Below are 19,882 nucleotides of genomic sequence, written 5' to 3'. Positions count from 1 at the left end.
TTTCGCTCATTTATCCACTATTATCAGTCTACTCTTCTATTAATGAAACCGTCAACATTTATGAACTAATTTTTAGTAAGCACAATAAAACCTCGAAAACAATGCGTGTTTCCGAGGTTTATATGTTATTTTTCTAAATCATCAACAGGTAGAGTCCCCAAGCGAGGACACCACCGATCATCGGACCTGCGATCGGTACCCAGGCGTATCCCCAGTCGGAGTCACCTTTGTTGGCGATAGGAAGGATAGCGTGGGCAATGCGTGGACCGAGGTCACGTGCCGGGTTGATCGCATAACCGGTCGGCCCACCGAGCGAGAGACCGATCGCGATAATGACGCCGGCCACTGCGAAGTTCTGGAGTCCACCGACAAATTCGACTTGCTCGAACGAAAGCAGTGCGAGCACTAAAACGAAAGTCCCGATAATTTCAGTCATCAGGTTAGCTACCGGACGTCTCACTTCTGGACCTGTCGCAAATGTGCCGAGGATGAGGCCTTGGTCTTCCGTGAGTTCCCAATGCGGCAAGTATGCGAGCCAGACAAGCGCGGCGCCCACAATCGCACCGAGGGTCTGGGCGATAATGACAGGAAGAACCATATTCCAAGCGATGCCGCCGTGCAAGGCCATCGCAAAGGTCACTGCCGGATTCAGATGTGCCGGACTCATGAATCCTGAGATGTACGCCGCAATCATCACGGCCATTGCCCAACCGGTCGCAATTACGATCCAGCCGGATGCTTCGGCTTTACTTTTCTTCAAGTTGACAGCTGCACAGACGCCGTCCCCTAAGAGGATCAGGATCGCCGTGCCGATAAATTCACCGAGCACTACACGCCAATCAATCATTGTAATGTACTCCTTTTAATTAACCTTTTAAATCAGCTAAATCAGACTCACGAACCAATTGATCGAACACGGTAGTCTGTTCAGCTTTCTCTGTGTCATCCCAATCGTATTGTTTAGCGAATGCGTTGATTACTGGCTCGCGTAAGTCATCAACAATTTCACGTTCAAACAATAAGTGGTTCGTCCGACGAATGAAGTAGTCGCCTGGTGTCAACGTCATTTCCTCTTCAAAAGCGTAACGTAACCGTGCAGATTCGACGGCATCGAGGCCTTCAAAAGTATTCTGTTCATCGTAACGGTCGTAAATTTTACGCACATTGAGTCCGTAGAAAGAAGCTAGATAACGCGCAGCCTCTTCTGGAACCCCTTGACTGGTTCCTTCTTTAGTGAGAGCATCTACCGTCTCTTCAAGCGTCGTTGGATCAAATTCCCCACCAGAAATCTGGTAATGCTTAGAATCAACCAGTTCAATCTCACGATTATCTTCGTCTTTGAAGATTTGCTTAATTAATTTCATTGCACCAGCAGCCATCTTACGGTAGTCCGTAATCTTACCACCAGACAATGTAATTAAACCATCAGATTCACGTTCTAATGAGCTTCCACGTGAAACGCTCGATGGCGATTTCTCACCACGGTTTGTCTCCAAATTACCAAGAACCTTTTCAACATCATAACGTGACGCTTTGTTGGCGTTGTATTTGGAAACAATATCAATCACAGCCTCGAAGCTATCATCAGCCAGCGACCCATTGTCCCCACCGTTGTAGTCAGAGCCGGAATTGTCGTTCAATAATGGACGCAAACCAGCCCAGCTCGATTCAATATCATCTAGAGTAATATTAGCTTCCGGATAACGGTAGTTCACAACTTCTAACAAGTAGTCAACATCTTCTTGTGTCACTGTTGGGTGTGATAAGTCGCCTGTGTAATCCGTATCGGTTGTTCCGAAGTATGTCTTGTCTTCACGTGGAATCACAAAGACCATACGGCCATCGTGCTTACCTGTATCAAAGTAAGTCGGCTGTGGCACTGGCAACTTCTTGGAATCAATAACAAGGTGTACCCCTTTCGTTGGGCGCATCATCTGACGTACGGGACGTTCCATGTTGAGATGACGGATTTTATCTACCCATGGGCCACTCGTATTAACAATTAACCGCGCATGAATCTCTACCGTTGTATTATTGACGCGATCTTTAGCTTTAACACCGATAATTTGATGCTGGTCATCATAAAGGAAACCGGTCACTTGCATACGGCTCAATAAAATTGCCCCGTCTTCGTTAGCTTTCTTAATATTGTCGATAACCAAACGCGCATCGTTATTGTTGAAGTCGAGATAAACTCCAGCGCCTTGTAAACCATCTTTACGTAATAATGGTTCACGTTCCAATGCTTCTTCTGGTGTTAAGGTGTAGTTAGTATACCGTTCATCGGTAACATTCGCTAAACGGTCATAAAGGTCCATGGCCACCTTGACAGAGAACATATCAAAGGTGTTTTCCCCTTCATTGTCATAAATCGGCAAAAGCATTGGATCTGGTTTTGGAATGTGCGGTGCAATACCCTGTACAACAGCACGTTCACTAACGGTATCGGATACCACTTCGACATCGAAATTCTTAAGGTAGCGAATCCCACCATGAACAAGTTTTGTCGAACGTGAAGACGTCCCTTCTCCAAAGTCCTGCATCTCAAGAAGCGTCGTTTGTAAGCCAGAGGCCTGCGATTGGACAGCCAATCCAGCACCCGTAATCCCACCACCGATAATCAGTACATCCGTATCGATAGTTGCTAATTTCTCAATATTTGCTTGTCTTTCTTCAATTGAAAACATTATTTACCTCCTATTCGTACACACGTGTCGCTTCGACAGCCTTCTGCCAGTGTGAGTACAAGTGTTCACGTGTTTCCTCATCCATTTTACTCTCAAATAGCTTACCGGATTCATATAATTCCTTAATTTCATCTATATCTTTCCAGTAGCCGACACCGAGGCCTGCGAAGAAGGCCGCACCTAATGCTGTAGTCTCGAGATCCTTGGTACGTTGAATTGGTAGATCCAAAATATCTGATTGGAATTGCATCAGATAATCATTGGCACTGGCACCCCCATCCACACGCAACATTGGGATATCAATTCCGGTATCTTCCTTCATTGTATCAACAACATCACGTACTTGGTAAGCAATCGACTGCAGGGTGGCTTTAATGACATCATCTTTTGTTGTACCGCGCGTCAGTCCAAACATTGCCCCACGTGCTTTAGAATCCCAGTATGGTGCGCCGAGTCCAACGAAAGCTGGGACCACATAGATTTCATCTTCGTCATCGGAACGTTTCGCCGCTTCTTCAGAATCACTGGCGCTTTCAATCATTTCCAAACCATCGCGTAACCACTGTATGGATGAGCCAGCAACAAAAATACTCCCTTCGAGTGCATAGTTGATGTCGCCATCAATACCATAAGCGATCGTCGTTAATAGCTGGTTCTTCGAAAGCTGTGGCTCCTTACCCGTATTCATCACGATAAAAGACCCAGTGCCATACGTGTTCTTGATCATACCTTTTTCAAACGCCATCTGTCCGAACAGTGCCGCTTGTTGGTCACCGGCCATCCCGGAGATTGGCACACGACTACCGAAGAAGTGGTAAGGTTGCGTTTCACCATAAACCTCTGCATTTGATTTGACCTCAGGCAACATTGATTTTGGAATATTCAAAATATCTAAGATCTCATCATCCCATTCGAGATCATTGATATTGAACAACATGGTACGGCTAGCATTCGAGTAGTCAGTCATATGGCTTTCACCATCTGTTAACTTCCAGAGCAACCACGTATCAATTGTCCCAAACAGCAATTCACCATTTTCTGCACGCTCTTGCGCACCCTCAACGTGATCTAAGATCCAACGAATCTTCGTGGCGGAGAAATATGGGTCAATGAGGAGTCCGGTATGTTCATGGATCATCTCCTCATACCCTTGATCGCGAAGTTCATCGGCAATATCTTCTGATTGGCGCGACTGCCAAACTACTGCGTTGTGGATTGGACGGCCAGTTTTTTTATCCCAAATGACCGTCGTTTCACGCTGGTTAGTGATCCCAATCCCTTTAACCTCACTCGGCTTAACACCGGATTTAATTAAGGATTCAGCAATCACTGACAGTACGGATGTCCAGATTTCGTAAGCATCATGCTCAACACCACCATTACTCGGAAAATACTGATGAAATTCTTTTTGGGCAACGGCAAGGGAATGCCCATTGTGATCAAAAATAACCGCACGTGAACTGGTCGTCCCTTGGTCAATTGTCATAATGTACCCTGTATCTGACATACTAACCCTTCTCTCAATTTTTATTATTAATTTTTCACTTGATTGCTCTTGTGAACGATTACAGTAATATTTAACAGCAAACGTTTCCAAAAGTCAATAGTTGCGTGATCATCTAAAATTTAAAAAAAGATAACTCATTCACAATTAAGTATTCTTGTTCTTTTTTCACATAAAAACGCCAGCATTCCTCCGAACACTGACGTCTTATAGTTGTGATTACTGATGTATTAAAAGTGTCCTAAATTAGTGTTTCTTACGGAATCCGAGGGCTGATCCGATAACGGTCAATAAGCCGCCGAGCCCCAAACCGACTGTTGCGATCCCTGTCTGCGGGAGAGCATCAGTTGTTGTGCCAGAAACCGGCGCTGCTGTGGCTGGTACCTTAGCATTACCGACCGCAATACCAGCCGCTTCAACAACTTGCCCCGGTGTCGTTGTCGTGATCGCACCCGTTGTCCCTGCTTGTTGATCGCTCGGCAAGGTTCCAGATGTCCCAGACTGTCCCGGCGCTGTCTCATCAGTTACCGAATCGTCGTGGTCCCCATCGCCAGGGAGGATGCCGTGTGCGTGATCGTCCTCTGATTCTTGACCATCATCATCCTTATCAGTTTCATCGGTGGTATCAGAATCTTTGTCCGTATCCTCATCCGATTTGTCGCTGTCATCTGTGGTGTCTTTGCCATCGTCTGTATCGGTGGTATCTTTATCCCCCTCATCCACCGTATCATCCGTCTCCTCTTTATCGTCATCGGAAGGTGCTTCCGGTTCAGGAATCTCTTCGAGCGCAACGCTACTATCCGTGATGTCACCTCTGACGAGGGCATCATCAGCAGCCGTTTCAAAGTCGCGCGCAAATAGATCGATGCTGAAGTTTTCGATCTTGCCATCGAAGCCTACCGTACCGAATTGAATGCTGTCGCGTTCGAGATCTTTGTTGATATCTTCTGCGTTATACGCCGTATTTACTAATTCGCCGTTAATGAAGAGGCGCAATGACCCGTTCGGATTGCGGACAGCGGATACAAAGACTTGATCGCCTGCTTTCAGTAATTGATCCGGTTGATCCTTATCATCAGCGTGTAGCTCAGCGAACGGTGCGGATTCAACTGTGGTATCGCCAACAGTAAAGGCTACCTTGCCATCATCAGTGAGTTTCAGTGACCACTGATCGCCCTGGCTCGCAATCGTCCCGCCGTGTGCGCCGACCGTAACCTTGGCAGAAACGGTGAACGGTGCGCGTCCTTCGATTCCCGCATCCGTTGCCTGCATTCCGTTTGTAGCTTCAGGTAACGCAATGGCGCGCTGATCGGTATGGAAGACAACCGTTGTTTCGCCAGTGGCTTCATTCGCATCAGCAGCATTATCCAATAAGCCGTTGTAGGCAATCGCAACGCTCTCACCATCTTTGAGTGCATTAGCTGTCTTCAATGTTACCGTGCGGAAATTCGGCTGCAGAGTTGCTTCAACCTTCTCACCATTCACAGTAAAGGTAGCGTTATCGATAACCACGTGTTCATCGAAGGTCATATTGATGGTGTGGTCATCCACCACTTGCGTGTAGTAGATATTCGCCGGGGTTTCGTCCTTCTGATCGCTGAATTGGTAAATCAATGCTTCATACGGGTTCAATTCAATCGTCAGCGTATCACCGTATTTGTACGTCTTCGTCGTGTCATGCGCTTTGTCACCGAGCACCGTTTCCACTGTCAAGTTCTCAGTTCCCGGATGTACGCCGATCGTTTCATCCAACGTAATCGTGTACGTCTGTTTGTTTTGAATCGGGTTACGCATCGAGAGGATGCCGTTGTGTTCATCCCATGCCGAGTAGCCGTAGACTTCACCTTGGCCAGGCTGACCACCATGGAATTTCGCATTTCTCAGAATATCGAAGTTCTCTTCCATCCAACGCGTCGCTTCGCCGATCACTTGCCAGTGCTCTGATGTCAACATATCGTAGGAGAGATAGTATTCAAAGAATCCGGTACCGCGCGTGCCGAGGAAGTATAGATATGTGCGCATATCATCCGTTGAGAAGTTAATCTGTGGTCGTGGTTCACGTTGATCACTCGGTACACTGCTGTCGACAACTTTACCAGAGTTTGCCATCATTCCGTAAATCGGGTCGTGGTTATAGATGTTTGAGAACGGTAGTTGCCACTGACGCGTGTTGACCAACTGCTCATAACTGCGGTCACGGAACGTCAATGTTTCGTTCATATCGTTACCGAAGTCGAGATCTTTGCGGTCCTGACCCTTCACACCATCTTCGTAACCGACATCAGACGTATTCTGCATCCAGACGGAATCCACCCACTGCAAGAACCACGGCGACGGCATAATGTAGGAGGTCAAGTTGATCCACATATTGTCCGGATCCTTGGCACTGTTGCGGATCGCGTTGTAGAGGCCGATCCATCGCTCGTGCGTTTCCGTCATCGAATACATATTGCGGTACCCACCGCCGATAAAGTTACCATCACTGTCCGTATCCGGACGCGGGTTCAACAATAGGCCATCCAGCTTCCAATAATTAATGTCGAATTCCTGATCGTAATTCTCAAATAATTGGCGGAGGCCATCCGTGTAGCGTTTGTCACCGATGTAGATGACACCGGCATTCTTGGAGGCTAAGTTCTGTGCAACCAGCGCATCAGCCATCGCTCCTGGATTACTGTAACCACCCTGTGGCCCCATCCAAAGTCCAAAATTAGACCCTAAACGCTGCACCTGCTTACTTGGACCATAAAGTTTATTCGGGAATTTCTCATTGAAGTCCCACAGCGTCTTCATATCCTGCCAGCCATCGTCGACAACGAAAGAATCGATCGGGGACACCCCATTAGCCGTAAAGCCACGCTCAATCTCGTTGAAGCTCTCTTGGATATTGTCGGCATTGATATTCGTCATGTGGTCGAACCAGGAATTGTACTGTTTACGGAACTTCGTACCAGTACCAATACGACGAATATAATTATAGAAGTCCTGTTGAATGACTTCGTACTGGTCAGAGTGTGCCGCACCGATAACGGTATTCCACGCTTGCGCATAGCCGTCGTCATTCGTTGCCCACTGTGCGAGTGATTTTCCAGAGAAGTAACGGGCGTACGCCACGCCATCCTTGACGGTGTTCTCAGTCGCCGGAAATTCCGATCCTGTGTAGAAACTAGAAAGGTAAACTGGCTGCCCCAGACCAGCGTAATAGCCGTTAAAGCCAGCCATCTCATTGATATTCTGCTGTGCTGGCAAGTGCCACTCTTTCGTGCCATCCGGTAAGCTGTAGCTCATCAAATCGATGTAGTCGATCACCGCATCCGCCGGGTTGCCGTCGAGCGTCTTGAATTCGAGAAACTTCTGTACAAAATCTTCGTCTTCGTGGCTCACGATGTTGTAGCGAATTTCAATCGTTGTGTTGTTGTATTGAATCGGGTTGAACGTAAATGTCGTGCGCGTCATGCCGTCCTGCGTCTCTTGGTGGACGCCATCCTTCTTCACAGTCAAACGATCAGTACTGATCTGACGGTTCGGATCGGCTAAGCCTTCTTTTTCTTGGGCTTTTGCATATTCTTCTTGGAGCGCCTGCAATTCAGCAGCGAGCGGTGCTGCCACGTTCTGTGCGTAGTCCTGGAGTTGCTTGGTGATCGCAGCAACATCCTTATCGCTCACATCGATCTCAGCAGCCGAGGCAAAGGCATAGTTATTGACGTCAGACTTGATGATCAAACGCAATGATTTCACATCCACCTGTTGACCGAGGTCGATAAATTGGATTTGCTTCGTGTTTTCTAACACGCCCGATTTGATCTTCGTGAATTCATCGCTGCCCGCTTTTTGGACTTCAACCTCGTAATCCTTGATCAAACCGTTGACACCCACGTCCTGACGCCCGATGTACATGATCGTCTGGACATCGCGCGGTGTGTTGAAGTCGATCGTCACGATCTGCGGCATCGTATTAACCTCACCTTCGCCACCGCCGTAATTATTGTGCCAGATGGTATCGACATTACCGTCGAACGCATTCTCAATACCTTCATTGGCTGCGTGGGAAGTCGCAGAGAACTGCCAATCCTTCTTATCATCAGTGAGTGATGGGAATTTCGCTAATTCCTGTTTCAGTTCATTGATGCGTGGGACGTACTTGTTGTAGAGTTCACCTGCATCATTCGAACGGAACTGCAACACAAAGTCCTTGGAGTCGTCTTCAAACGTCAGACGATCATCCGTCAACTTATTCTCAACATAATCCGTGTGGAATTTACCGTCTTTAATCGAAATTGATTCACGGATTCCCTGATTCTCAATCGTTACCGTTTGATCCTCAGCGACTGCGTCCGCTTTCGGTACCTCCACAACGCTCTCTGCATTGGCTGCAGCGCCATTCGGTTGATGCGTCGTCACATCTTCGTAGTGATCGTAATCCTTCGCCGGGGTTTCCGGTACAAAGGATTGTTCGGTTTTCTCAGTTTGCGTGTCCGCTGCTTTTTCACCAGTTGCAGCTAAAACTGCAACCTGATCGGCAGGTATCTGATCCGTAGTCTCAGCTGCCTTGATCGTTGCTGAGTGAATCGCTAATAAACTCGCAATCGAAACCGATGTCATCAGCATCGTTCCGAGCGACTTCTGATATGGGGTGTTCTTCATTTCTCTATTCCTCCTTCAAAAAATAAAACGCTTTTATATAATTATAGATTTTTGTTAATAACTTCGCAAGATACTTTTTAAATTTAAATAATAAGAAAAGTGTATACTTAATGTAGATACGAACATTAGGCTAGGTTTGCTGGCTAATGATAGACTCAAGGAGTACCGAAGATGGAAAATTTTACCCCATTAAAAACGCCATTAGGGACGATTAATATAACTGTCAATGGCGAAGTATTTCCCTACGAAATTAAAAAATTAAACACGGTTAGCGCACATGGTGTTAAATTGCTCGGTCACTACCAGTTATCTGTACCACTACCTGAAGCTAAATTATTGCATATGATACATATTATTAACTGCAGGCTCCAGTCAAGTACTCCTTTAATGCGTGCCATTGAGAATGATGAGCTGCTGGCAACGGTCGGGCTGTATAGTCCCGACCATATCAAGCTCTCTATCGGTGTTTTGGACATGTCCGATGACTTCGATGATTGTCTAGCGGCGGGCTATCCTGAGGTATATCATTTAGAAGACGGCATTGAGATAGCCACTTCCGAATACCCAGAGATGGAAACCTATACGTTTTTCATCGCCTGGCTTGATGATATCGACTATTGGGATATTGACACTTCACGTGATGTTGAGACGTTTTTCGGTGCAGATTGGCAAGATGTTGACTATTATCGAGAAAGCGAGCATAAAATTGATCACCATTAAACAGACAACAGATATCACTAGCCCTGTGTACCACGATGCCCTAGCTATTCGTGAGACGGTATTTATCGACGAACAGCACGTCCTTCGCGAGTTAGAGATCGACGATGATGAAGCACGTGCCACGCATCTCGTGCTGTATGTGGATGATACGCCCGCTGCGACGTTACGTCTATTACCGATTGGGGAAGACACGATTAAACTCCAGCGTATGGCCGTCCGCAAGGCGTATCGCCAGCGCGGTTACGGTCGTGCGCTGATTGCAGAGGCTGAAGGGATCGCAGAAGCGAATGGCTATCAGCACATTACGCTAGATGGTCAACTCACTGCGCGTGGCTTTTATGGAACGCTCGGTTATACCGCACGCGGCGAGGAATTTATGGATGCCGGGATTCGCCACATTGAAATGGTCAAAATGCTAACTCGTGAATAAGGGACAAACATATCACAAACTCTGACTATTTTTTCTCGTTATAATAGGCATGACTAATGAATTTAGGAGGAATGACCTATGAAAATTGTTACCCTCAATGTTAGAGAAGGCGAAGACAGAGAGCTTGAACAATGGTCCAAGGAGCACAACGATATCGACGTTGATGTCTATAATGACACATTGACCCTCGACAACATCGATCGTGTCAACGGTGCGGATGCGATATCCTTAGCGGCGCCAGGCAATATGGGAGCCGATATTCTCGGCGAATTGCACGATCGTGGTGTCGACGTCATCGCTCAGCGTTCGGTCGGTTTTGATATGTACGATATGGATGCAGTGAATGACTTAGGCATGGCACTAATCACGGTTCCGACTTATTCACCGAATGCGATTGCGGAGTACGTTGTCGCTACTGCACTTTACCTGTCGCGCAACCTCAACACCATCTATAAAAACGTGCAAAATCAGGATTTCAGATGGAATATCCCAATTCTTTCTAAAGAAATGCCGGAACTTACTGTCGGGATTGTCGGTACTGGTCACATTGGACAAGCTGCAGCTAAGCTCTTCAAAGGTTTAGGGGCGCACGTGATCGGCTATAATCACCGCGTACACGACGAGCTGAAGGACTTATTCGATTTTGTGTCGCTCGATGAACTCTACGCCCAGAGCGATATCATTACCTTCCACATTCCAGCTACCGATGACACCTACCACATGGTGGACGATGACGCCATCGCCAAAATGAAAGACGGCGTGATCCTCATTAATGCGGCGCGCGGTGCCATCGTCGACACGGAAGCATTAATCCGGGGGCTCGATTCACACAAAATCAAAGCTGCCGGCATCGACGTTTACGAAAACGAAGACGGTATTGTTAACCGCGATAATAGTGGCGAAGATCTCAACGATCCAATTTACGATGAACTCATCAAACGTGATGATATTGCCTATACGCCGCACCTTGCGTTCTACACGGAAACGGCGCTCCACAATATGATTTATTCCGCGCTCGATGAAGCCGTGAAGTACTTGGAGACGGGCGAATCCGACGCTGTCGTCAACAAATAATCTCTAATTGAATACACAAAAAATCGCACCGCTGACGCTAACTGCGCGAAACGGTGCGATTTTATTTGGCGTTTATTACATTTTTATAATTACAAGAAGTACGGATCATCCATCGGGTCAACAACCGACGTTGGGTCGTCGTAGTTCGTGTCGCGGCCGGTTTCCGGTAAGTCTTTGGCAGATTCCGGTTCAACGGCTTCGGTCGGTACGTTGAGGTCGTCGTGGCCCTGCGCATTGGCGCGGTCATTCGCCTCACGCGAACTGCGGTCCCACGGTGTCAAATCGACATCGTTAATATCGATCCCTAACGCTTTAGCGACACCTTTCCCGTATTCAGGGTCCGCCTGGTAGCAGTTGTTGATGTGGCGGTGTTTGATCTGTAGCGTGCTATCCGCCATGTTGCGCGCGGTATTCTCAAACAGTACGAGCTGCTGTTCCGGCGTCATGCGGTTGAACAGGATCCCCGGCTGCGTGAAGTAGTCGTGGTCATCCTCGCGGAAATCGTACGCCTTTACGTCGTCACCCTTGATTGCCGGTTCTTCTAAATCGCGGTGATCCGTGTAGTTCCCGTAGCTATTCGGCGTGTAGTGCACTTCGCTCCCGTTGTTGCCATCCATACGTCCCTGGCCGTCACGGCTGTAGAAGTGTGGATTCTTCACCCCGCGCGGTGCATTGACTGGAATCTGGTGGTAGTTCACACCTAAACGGTAACGCTGAGCGTCCGGGTAGGAGAATAAACGTGCCTGCAACATCGGGTCTGGGGATACGCCGATACCCGGTACGAGGTTCGCCGGGCTGAACGCTGCTTCTTCAACATCCTGGAAGTAATTCTCCGGGTTGCGGTTCAATTCGAACTCGCCGACTTCATAGAGCGGGTAGTCCGCTTTTGGCCAAGCCTTCGTCAAATCGAACGGATTGAATGGGCATTCTTCTGCTTCTTGTTCCGTCATGACTTGAATGTACATACGCCATTTCGGGAATTTCCCCTGTTCGATCGCATTATAGAGGTCACGCTGCATGGCTTCGCGGTCGGAGCCATTCACGATTTCTGCTTCCTGATCAGTCAGGTTCTGAATACCCTGCAAGGAGCGGTGGTAGAATTTCACCCAGACGCGTTCGCCATCCGCATTGATCATGCTATAAGCGTGCGAACTCGACCCGTGCATGTAGCGGTAGGATGACGGAATCCCGCGGTCGCTCATCGTAATCGTTACCTGATGCAATGATTCCGGCAATGACGTCCAGTAATCCCAGTTGTTGTTCGGACTGCGCAGGTTCGTGCGCGGATCACGCTTCACGGCGCGGTTCAAATCGATAAATTTCTTCGGGTCGCGGTGGAAGAAGACTGGCGTGTTATTACCAACTAAATCCCAGTTGCCTTCCTCCGTGTAGAACTTCAGTGCGAAGCCACGGATATCGCGTTCCACATCAGCTGCCCCGCGTTCACCGGCAACCGTTGAGAAGCGCGCAAACATTTCCGTCTGTTTACCGACTTCGGAGAAAATCTTCGCCTTCGTGAACTTCGTAATGTCCTTCGTGACGGTAAAGGTCCCCCAAGCGCCGGAGCCTTTCGCATGCATACGGCGCTCTGGAATCACTTCACGCGCGAAGTTCCCTAACTTCTCGATCAACCACACATCGTCTAAGGATACACTCCCGCGTGCACCGGCACGTTTAGTGTCCTCGTTGTTGTAGACAGGAGAACCAGAGTCCGAATTCAATTCCGGATTCTCGCCGATATGTTGATTGCGGCTCGGCTCTTCCTTATCCAAACCGTTCTTATCCATTGGGTTTTTCATGAAAAATCCTCCTCAAAATGCTACAAGCCAATAAATTATAATCATTCTAATCTGTATACTAGGAGTATAGCATACTATCCAACCATTTCTACAGAATTTAAGCGCTTTATTTATAAAATACTTATAGATATTTTAAAAGGGTGGATACGTCTAGATCCTCATGCTATTGTAATATCCAACACTAATTTTAAAAGAGAAAGAAGTAAATTACATTGGATAGGCAAATGGTCATCTACGAAAACGACAACCATAAAGTCATTGCAGACGTCATCATTGATCAAGAAACAATATGGATGTCACAAAAACAACTTGCCGATTTATTTGAAGTCGGTGTTCCAGCAATAAATAAGCATTTATCGAATATATTTTCTGAAGGTGAGTTAGATGAAAAAGCAACTATTTCCAAAATGGAAATAGTTCAAAATGAAGGTGAGAGGAAAATCTCGCGTAATACTAACTTCTACAATCTTGATGCGATTATCGCAGTGGGATATCGCGTAAATTCAAAACAAGCGACCCACTTCAGACAATGGGCAACAACTACACTTAAAGAATATATGATTAAGGGATTTGTTATCGATGACGACCGTCTAAAGCAAGGTGAAACATTGCTAGGTAAAGATTACTTCAAAGAATTACTCGAAAGGGTACGTTCTATTCGAGCCAGTGAGCGTCGCATCTGGCAACAAATTACAGACATTTTTGCAGAAATTAGTACTGATTATGATAAGGATAGTCAAACTGCAAAATTGTTCTACGCTAATGTGCAGAATAAATTCCATTATGCTATTACCGGTAAGACGGCAGCAGAAATTATTTATACCTCCGCAGATCATCAGAAGGAAAATATGGGGCTCACGACTTGGAAAAATAGTCCGGATGGCCGAATCCTAAAATCTGATACACATGTTGCTAAAAATTATCTCTCTGAAAAGGAAATTAAGGCTTTAGAGCGTAACGTGTCAGGATTCTTCGATTATATTGAAGATCTCATCGAACGCCGTAACACATTCACGATGAAAGACTTTGCAAACAGCATCGACCGTTTCCTAGAATTTCGTGATTATGAAATTCTTCCCGATCACGGTTCAATATCAATGAATGCGGCAAAACAAAAAGCCAACGCTGAATATGATCAATTTAATCCAATACAGAAGATCAATTCAGACTTTGATAAGCAGATCAAAAAACTTAAAGACAAGTAAGTAAACAATCATTTTTAAATAATTATAAATTGAACACAAAATCGCACTATCGATAGCTCATGGTGTGATTTTATTTTATAGCTAATTATTCTTCCGTTACTCTTTAATATCACCCCCTTGACTTACATCCCTTGTACAAAGGTGGCGCCGTCAGAAACGTCGGCGTCAGCTATCACGATCTCGTCGATGAGGGCTATATGACTTACTCCCTGTTCGACGACAACATCAAGCGCGAAAAGCAAGAGAAACTCGACCGCGCCGTCGACACCATCCGCGATAAATTCGGCTACACCGCTGTGCTTCCCGTCAACGCCCTGATGAGTGGCTCGCGCGCCATAGACCGCAGTCATCTCATCGCAGGCCACGCCGGTGGATTGGACGGCATCCAATGATCTTCAGACATTATCTCCCCTACGAATCCGCACGGCAGTACGTCGACCGTGGCATGGCGAAGTGGATGGGCTTCTTCATTTCAGAGCACACCAGCGCTCTCCTCGAAATGGGACACGAGATCGACTTCTCCAAACAGATGAGCGAGGAAGAAATCCTGATGTTGCTCGGGCAAGTTTACCTCAATCACCTCACCATCGCCCTCTACACCAAAGAGGACTACCAACCCTTCGTCGGTCAGATCATCGACATGGAAAACGAAACGATTTACTTCAGAACGGACGGCACGGTGCTGCCGATACATTACACAGACATTATCCGATTACAACGATTGGAGGATGACGCATGAACGCATTGGAAGCCAACAGCATACAATTCGACTACTTCTCAGAGAACTACAAACACTTCGAGGATGATTTCTATCAATATACGGACCTCAACATCCCGCTGACGTTCCTGATAGATGACATCCTGCACGCCCTCAGCGCCTCTGACAAGGACTACTTCATCCTCAACAAGAAGCATGCCAAAGACCACAAGGACCATTACTTTTACTTCGAGCGGCATACAATTGAGGAAAACGAGAATGTTGTGAGGTACTCGTACTTGGGGGAGAAAAAGGAGTAGACAAAAACTCGCACCTAGGCGAAAGGTGCGAGTTTTCAGTTATATTTAATTACCGCTATAAATATCAATAGACTTATTATAACTATGGAATTAAGTGATACACTTAATTTCCCAGCTGACGAACAGAATACAGTAATTACGCTTCTAGTCAGTAAATTTCTCAATTGTTCCTAATGAGAGTCATTTAAATTCTTTACCTAAAGCGACATTTCCCAGTTGTTTTATTGTTTCTCTCGCGTCATTCGATATAAAGAATTTTAATCCAGTAACTTTCAACCCATTTATTTCATTTTCAAAAACTATTTCTCCTTGATTATCTTCTAAATAGGTGAGTAAATTTTCTTTCCATTGGTCTTTTTCAAGCAACTGAGTACCTTTTGGTTCAATAAAAATTTGAAGATAATGCTCCTCATTAACTAGTAGCAATATAAAATCAGGTTGAAACGCTTCTAAATTAATCTGTTCTTGTTCACCAAATTGATGTAATTTCAATGCCTCATTTTTAACCGATTCTCGATGCATATTTTCATCCATTCGAATTAAATAAACCGATTCATAGGTTTCTTTAAGTTCATCTACTCGTTCCCCTATGCGATCAACTAGTTGATCTTCAAGATCGTTCATCATAGCAGCATCATAGACAAAATAATCTTCCCTTTTTTCACGACGATGAGCATGTTGGTGCAAGTCATTCATATTTATCTGACCGGTATCATATTGCGGCTCTCTCTTACGGTAATTGGAAATATATTCTCGAATTGGATACCCAATAAATTTATTAGTACCAACTAGGCGCTTAAACCCAGACTGAATTTTTTGAGATAGCTCTGTGAAATATATTTCTAAAATCTCTAATTTATCATCTGGTGTTAGATCTCTACTATCAATGTCCATAGGCATAATCGCATAAATCGTACGATTATCAATGTTTAACCAATCTTTTCCAAGGAATTCTTGTCTGGAACTAAGTGTCGGAATAAACTTAGTCAGGTTATCAAAATAATAAAATGAAATCTTGTTCATTATCTTATTCAAATAACGCTTATCAATTTTGATTGGCACTTTGTGCGTACTAGAATAATCTTCCCGTACTATATTTGCATTATAGTTAACTTCTTTAGCCGAAGTCTTCCATTTAACAACAATATCTTCACTGTTATTAATCGCATATTTATTTAAATTATCATAATAATTAGGATTTACTTCGACTTTTTCATTGTAATAAATATTACCCTTTTTCCAGAGTTCAGTCTTTTTAAACGACGGTTTTACCTTGAAATCCAGTAAAGGATTACGCACATCCTCTTCCGTTGGCAAGTTCATTTCATCGAGTGATTTAACAAGATTCTTAAGATATTGTGGTTCATTAATGGTATGATAATGTAACGTTTCTAATAGAACACTATCTCTAGACCCATCCTCAAAGCGCCTTTTAAAACTTGATTTACCATCCACTACAAAAGGATTATAACGTGCTCCTCGACCAATTAGTTGAGCTTCAGAATTTGTAACACTCTTCGTTCCTTTAGCTGCTTCAGAATCACTGAGCCTAACTATGTCATATAGATTAAGTACATCCCAGCCCTCTGTTAGTTTAGCTACCGCAAATACAACTCTAAATAAATTATCTGGACTTTCAAGACTATTTAATGCTTCATACTGACCCTTCTCAAGCATCTTAGATCGATCAGAGTCATTAGCATTAATAATTCTGTTTGGAGAAAATTCACGCTTTATCGTGTCAATAATCTCATACAAATTATCTTTATTCTTTAAATAGAAATCAAAAGTCCGAGTCATAGCATCACTAAATTCTTCTGACTCGTTTCTTTGTTGAAGATTAATAAATTTTGACAGTTTTTCAACAGTCAAATTCTCAATCATATTATTGAAAGTTTGTTCTGCGCTATTAGATACATCAATTTTAGGAGATTTAAACAGTATCACAGGCTTAATGTGTGCTCCATACATATGTAGCGCATACTGCCGGCGAAATTCACTCAGCAAAACTGCATTCAACATATTATCTTTATCAGTATTACTTGATTGGATTCGTCTCACATTTTTTGAGTAACCATCCATAATAAACTGATCTAAAGTGTATTGATAAATGATCTTGCCCTCGTACTTACTATATATTTTGTCATCATCTAAATTTACAGTTGCTGTGAATTCCAATAGTTGATTATCATCATTCGAATCTAATATGGATGATATAGCATACTCCCAGGAGTTCTCATCATCCTTTTCTGCTTTTTTAGTGGCTGCAGAATAATGATGTGCCTCATCAGCTAACACGACGACTTTATTTTTTGAGTACTCTCTAAGACCCATTGTATTTTCTTTTGGTCTAGCCAGGTCATTAGATATACTTTGAATTGTCGCAAATTTAATATAAACAAAATTGGGTTGTGGTCGCGTTGGGAATCGATTAACCCTTACAATATTTAATCTTTTACCCTTTATTTCGATTGTATTCTTGAATAGAAATTTATCTGAGCGACTATTAATCAAATTAGCTATTGTTTTGTTAAGCACGCTCGTTGCATTAACAACAAACAAAAAATTTTGATACTGAGCATGTTCGTATAGATATAAAATCAATGCAGCCATTAAATCTGTCTTGCCTGATCCAGTAGCCATGTTAAAAAGAAAGTGATTTAAATGACGAAATTTAAATTGATCTAATTCTTGAATATAACGATAATATCTAATCGCATTGTCCTGGTAATACCGTAACGTATGCTTCAAGTTATCTGATATATATTTTGGCAGTTGATATTCTTCTTGATCTACGAAAATGTCCTCATCTAATCGAACTAGTTCTTCTAGTAATGGTAATGCTTTGCGTTTTTTCATATTTTTTTTACTCACATTACTCATTCCCTTCTGAATAGAACGATTGATTAAATGCATAGTCACTATCTGATATTAGATCGCGTACATTCTTGTCATCAATTTCAGAGTAGTTACAGTATAGCTGATTTTTATCAATAGTCTTAATTAGTGTGCGCTGCTTATCTTCAAGTGAAATCGATGGATCTTCAATCATTTCCCGAACAGTGTCTAAATCGGCTCTAAATTCTAAATCAACGTTTTCTAACATTGTTTCATAAACTGACATCAATTCATGAGGATTATCCGCTTTCATTACTCGATCAATATAGTCACGAGACTTTTCCATCAATTCTGCGTATACGAATGAACCCCCGCCTTGCCAGTCAACTTCCTTAGATATGCCTCCCTGCTCACCATCGATAACTTTTTCCATTTTTTCAAGGTGATGTCTTTAATGTAATTCATTTGCTCTATTCCAATATATCTTCTTCCCATTTTATGAGCAGTTGAACACGTAGTACCAGAGCCTACAAAAAAATCTAGTATTATATCATCTGGTTCTGTCGCAAGTTCTATTATTCTACGAATAAATTGTTCCGGCTTTGGATTTTTAAAAACTGCTTTCCCGAATAGTTGTTTCATATGTTGTGTCCCATTCGTGGTGGTTCCCAAATCATCCCATATAGTTTTTGCAACTCGCCCTCGTTCCTTAGCTTCGGATAAGAACCTTTTTCTCTGAGGACCGGCTGTACCATTAACGCCGAATACTATTCTGTTATCTTTAACTAATTCCTTAAATTTTTTATAGTCATTTTTCCAACTATTGCCTTCATTTGGGAAATAGGATACTCCAGTATTGGGATTTACAATCTCGTATTGTTGGTTCGGACGCCAACCACCAACCTGAAACGGGTCTGCTTTCCATGGACCTCTTGGATCGTTATCCGGGTTATCAAATCCTTCACTATCTTCAGGTAATCTAAATGCAGTTCGATTCTTTACATAATAATCTTTATTTCTAAAATACGTTAGAGTATGAGCGTGCGATACTGAAATAATGGCTGTGTTAGTTACAGATTTTGTTGAATTCCATATAATATCATTCAAAAAATTGTTTTCACCAAATATTTCGTCCATTAAAACTTTACAATAGTGAGCTTCCTCATCACTTAAACTTACAAAAATCACTCCATCATCTCTCAGAAGCCCCTTCGATATTTCTAATCTGTTTTTCATAAAAGTTAACCAGGTCGAACGATTAAATCGATCATTATAATTGAAACTATCTCCCCCTGTATTATAAGGCGGATCAATGTAAATACATTTAACCTTGCCCTTATATCGTTCTAATATTGAGCTCAACGCTATTAGATTGTTCCCTTTCAAAATCAAATTATCTGTGTCAGAAAGATTAACAGCTTTTTCAGCTTTCCCTGATGAGTAGCGTTTCGCATTCACTAGTATTTTTTTATCTAATAGTTGATCAATTTCTTCTGCTTCAATTAATTCGTTTAAAAAAGGTTCCTCAGGTTTCAATTCATCCTTATCTAGGTCTTCTTTGGACATGCTAGCTTTTAAAATAGTATCTTTGTATGGAAAATCTAGTACAATGTCAGTTTTTTCATCTAAATATTTTCCATTAATCGTCAATCCGATTTTATTTTCATACTGAGTTAACGAATCATTCCAGAAACTATTCATTTACTTGAAAAATATAATTTTTAAGCTATTGCTTTTTTCAGAAGATAGCGTATACTATATTTAGTGATTTAATTCACTATTTCCCTGTTAGTTTGACAGCGTTCATGACGAACGTTTATGAGCGCACGTCCTCTAACTGACACTTCCCTGTACGGTGCTGCCTTTCACGGGCGGCACTTTTTAATTTCCTAAGTTTTATTTAAATCCGAACATTATTCCGCCTTTTTCCGAACATTTCAGGCATAATAGTTCATGCTGCTGAT

Annotated in this window: 15 protein-coding genes; 7 read left to right on the top strand and 8 right to left on the bottom strand. The window is 43.7% G+C overall.

Annotation, left to right across the window (positions count from 1 at the left end; genetic code table 11):
* Positions 1 to 133 precede the first annotated feature (133 nt).
* The 4 genes from ACWOEX_RS02780 to ACWOEX_RS02765 form a co-directional block, all read right to left on the bottom strand.
* Positions 134 to 847 carry an MIP/aquaporin family protein gene (locus tag ACWOEX_RS02780; RefSeq protein ID WP_455297802.1) on the bottom strand — a complete coding sequence of 238 codons (714 nt, stop codon included), beginning with the start codon at positions 845 to 847 and terminating at the stop codon, positions 134 to 136.
* Between the two features lie 19 nt (positions 848 to 866).
* Entirely contained in the window at positions 867 to 2,687 is a 1,821-nt protein-coding gene (gene glpO / locus ACWOEX_RS02775; RefSeq protein ID WP_455297801.1) for a type 1 glycerol-3-phosphate oxidase, read from the bottom strand.
* A gap of 10 nt (positions 2,688 to 2,697) precedes the next feature.
* The gene (gene glpK, locus ACWOEX_RS02770; protein WP_455297800.1) at positions 2,698 to 4,194 is read right to left on the bottom strand and encodes a glycerol kinase GlpK; all 1,497 of its coding nucleotides are present in this window, start codon (positions 4,192 to 4,194) and stop codon (positions 2,698 to 2,700) included.
* A 243-nt stretch (positions 4,195 to 4,437) separates the two neighbouring features.
* Positions 4,438 to 8,835: a discoidin domain-containing protein gene (locus tag ACWOEX_RS02765; RefSeq protein WP_455297798.1), complete on the bottom strand. Its 4,398-nt coding sequence runs from the start codon at positions 8,833 to 8,835 to the stop codon at positions 4,438 to 4,440.
* Between the two features lie 171 nt (positions 8,836 to 9,006).
* Here ACWOEX_RS02765 and ACWOEX_RS02760 point away from each other — a divergent pair, with 171 nt between their 5' ends.
* From ACWOEX_RS02760 to ACWOEX_RS02750, 3 genes are all read left to right on the top strand, one after another.
* Complete coding sequence (locus tag ACWOEX_RS02760; RefSeq protein WP_455297797.1) at positions 9,007 to 9,555, top strand: hypothetical protein; 549 nt, start codon at positions 9,007 to 9,009, stop codon at positions 9,553 to 9,555.
* The gene (locus ACWOEX_RS02755) at positions 9,542 to 9,985 is read left to right on the top strand and encodes a GNAT family N-acetyltransferase (protein WP_455297795.1); all 444 of its coding nucleotides are present in this window, start codon (positions 9,542 to 9,544) and stop codon (positions 9,983 to 9,985) included. The genes ACWOEX_RS02760 and ACWOEX_RS02755 overlap by 14 nt, the downstream gene beginning before the upstream one ends.
* A 78-nt stretch (positions 9,986 to 10,063) precedes the next feature.
* Entirely contained in the window at positions 10,064 to 11,059 is a 996-nt protein-coding gene (locus ACWOEX_RS02750) for a D-2-hydroxyacid dehydrogenase (protein WP_455297794.1), read from the top strand.
* 89 nt (positions 11,060 to 11,148) lie between these two features.
* Here ACWOEX_RS02750 and ACWOEX_RS02745 read toward each other — a convergent pair whose 3' ends face one another.
* Complete coding sequence (locus tag ACWOEX_RS02745) at positions 11,149 to 12,858, bottom strand: catalase (protein ID WP_455297792.1); 1,710 nt, start codon at positions 12,856 to 12,858, stop codon at positions 11,149 to 11,151.
* A 224-nt stretch (positions 12,859 to 13,082) separates the two neighbouring features.
* Here ACWOEX_RS02745 and ACWOEX_RS02740 point away from each other — a divergent pair, with 224 nt between their 5' ends.
* The 4 genes from ACWOEX_RS02740 to ACWOEX_RS02725 all read left to right on the top strand — a co-directional run bounded on the left by ACWOEX_RS02740 (position 13,083) and on the right by ACWOEX_RS02725 (position 15,080).
* The gene (locus ACWOEX_RS02740; protein WP_455298160.1) at positions 13,083 to 14,063 is read left to right on the top strand and encodes a virulence RhuM family protein; all 981 of its coding nucleotides are present in this window, start codon (positions 13,083 to 13,085) and stop codon (positions 14,061 to 14,063) included.
* A gap of 131 nt (positions 14,064 to 14,194) precedes the next feature.
* A complete protein-coding gene (locus ACWOEX_RS02735; RefSeq protein WP_455297790.1) occupies positions 14,195 to 14,455 on the top strand; it encodes a hypothetical protein in 261 nt (86 codons plus the stop codon).
* Entirely contained in the window at positions 14,452 to 14,802 is a 351-nt protein-coding gene (locus ACWOEX_RS02730; RefSeq protein WP_455297788.1) for a hypothetical protein, read from the top strand. The genes ACWOEX_RS02735 and ACWOEX_RS02730 overlap by 4 nt, the downstream gene beginning before the upstream one ends.
* Complete coding sequence (locus ACWOEX_RS02725; protein ID WP_455297787.1) at positions 14,799 to 15,080, top strand: DUF5960 family protein; 282 nt, start codon at positions 14,799 to 14,801, stop codon at positions 15,078 to 15,080. Before ACWOEX_RS02730 ends, ACWOEX_RS02725 begins: the two co-directional genes overlap by 4 nt.
* A 180-nt stretch (positions 15,081 to 15,260) precedes the next feature.
* Here ACWOEX_RS02725 and ACWOEX_RS02720 read toward each other — a convergent pair whose 3' ends face one another.
* From ACWOEX_RS02720 to ACWOEX_RS02710, 3 genes are read right to left on the bottom strand one after another with little or no spacing between them, the layout of a single operon-like run.
* On the bottom strand, positions 15,261 to 17,963 hold the full coding sequence (locus ACWOEX_RS02720; protein ID WP_455297785.1) for a DEAD/DEAH box helicase family protein: 2,703 nt from the start codon (positions 17,961 to 17,963) through the stop codon (positions 15,261 to 15,263).
* On the bottom strand, positions 17,956 to 18,264 hold the full coding sequence (locus tag ACWOEX_RS02715; RefSeq protein ID WP_455297784.1) for a hypothetical protein: 309 nt from the start codon (positions 18,262 to 18,264) through the stop codon (positions 17,956 to 17,958). The genes ACWOEX_RS02720 and ACWOEX_RS02715 overlap by 8 nt, the downstream gene beginning before the upstream one ends.
* Positions 18,264 to 19,619, bottom strand: a complete 1,356-nt coding sequence (locus ACWOEX_RS02710; protein ID WP_455297782.1) for a site-specific DNA-methyltransferase — start codon at positions 19,617 to 19,619, stop codon at positions 18,264 to 18,266. The genes ACWOEX_RS02715 and ACWOEX_RS02710 overlap by 1 nt, the downstream gene beginning before the upstream one ends.
* Between the last annotated feature and the right edge of the window lie 263 nt (positions 19,620 to 19,882).

The organism is Aerococcus vaginalis, from assembly GCF_053762225.1.
This window is presented reverse-complemented; position numbering and strand designations above follow the sequence as displayed.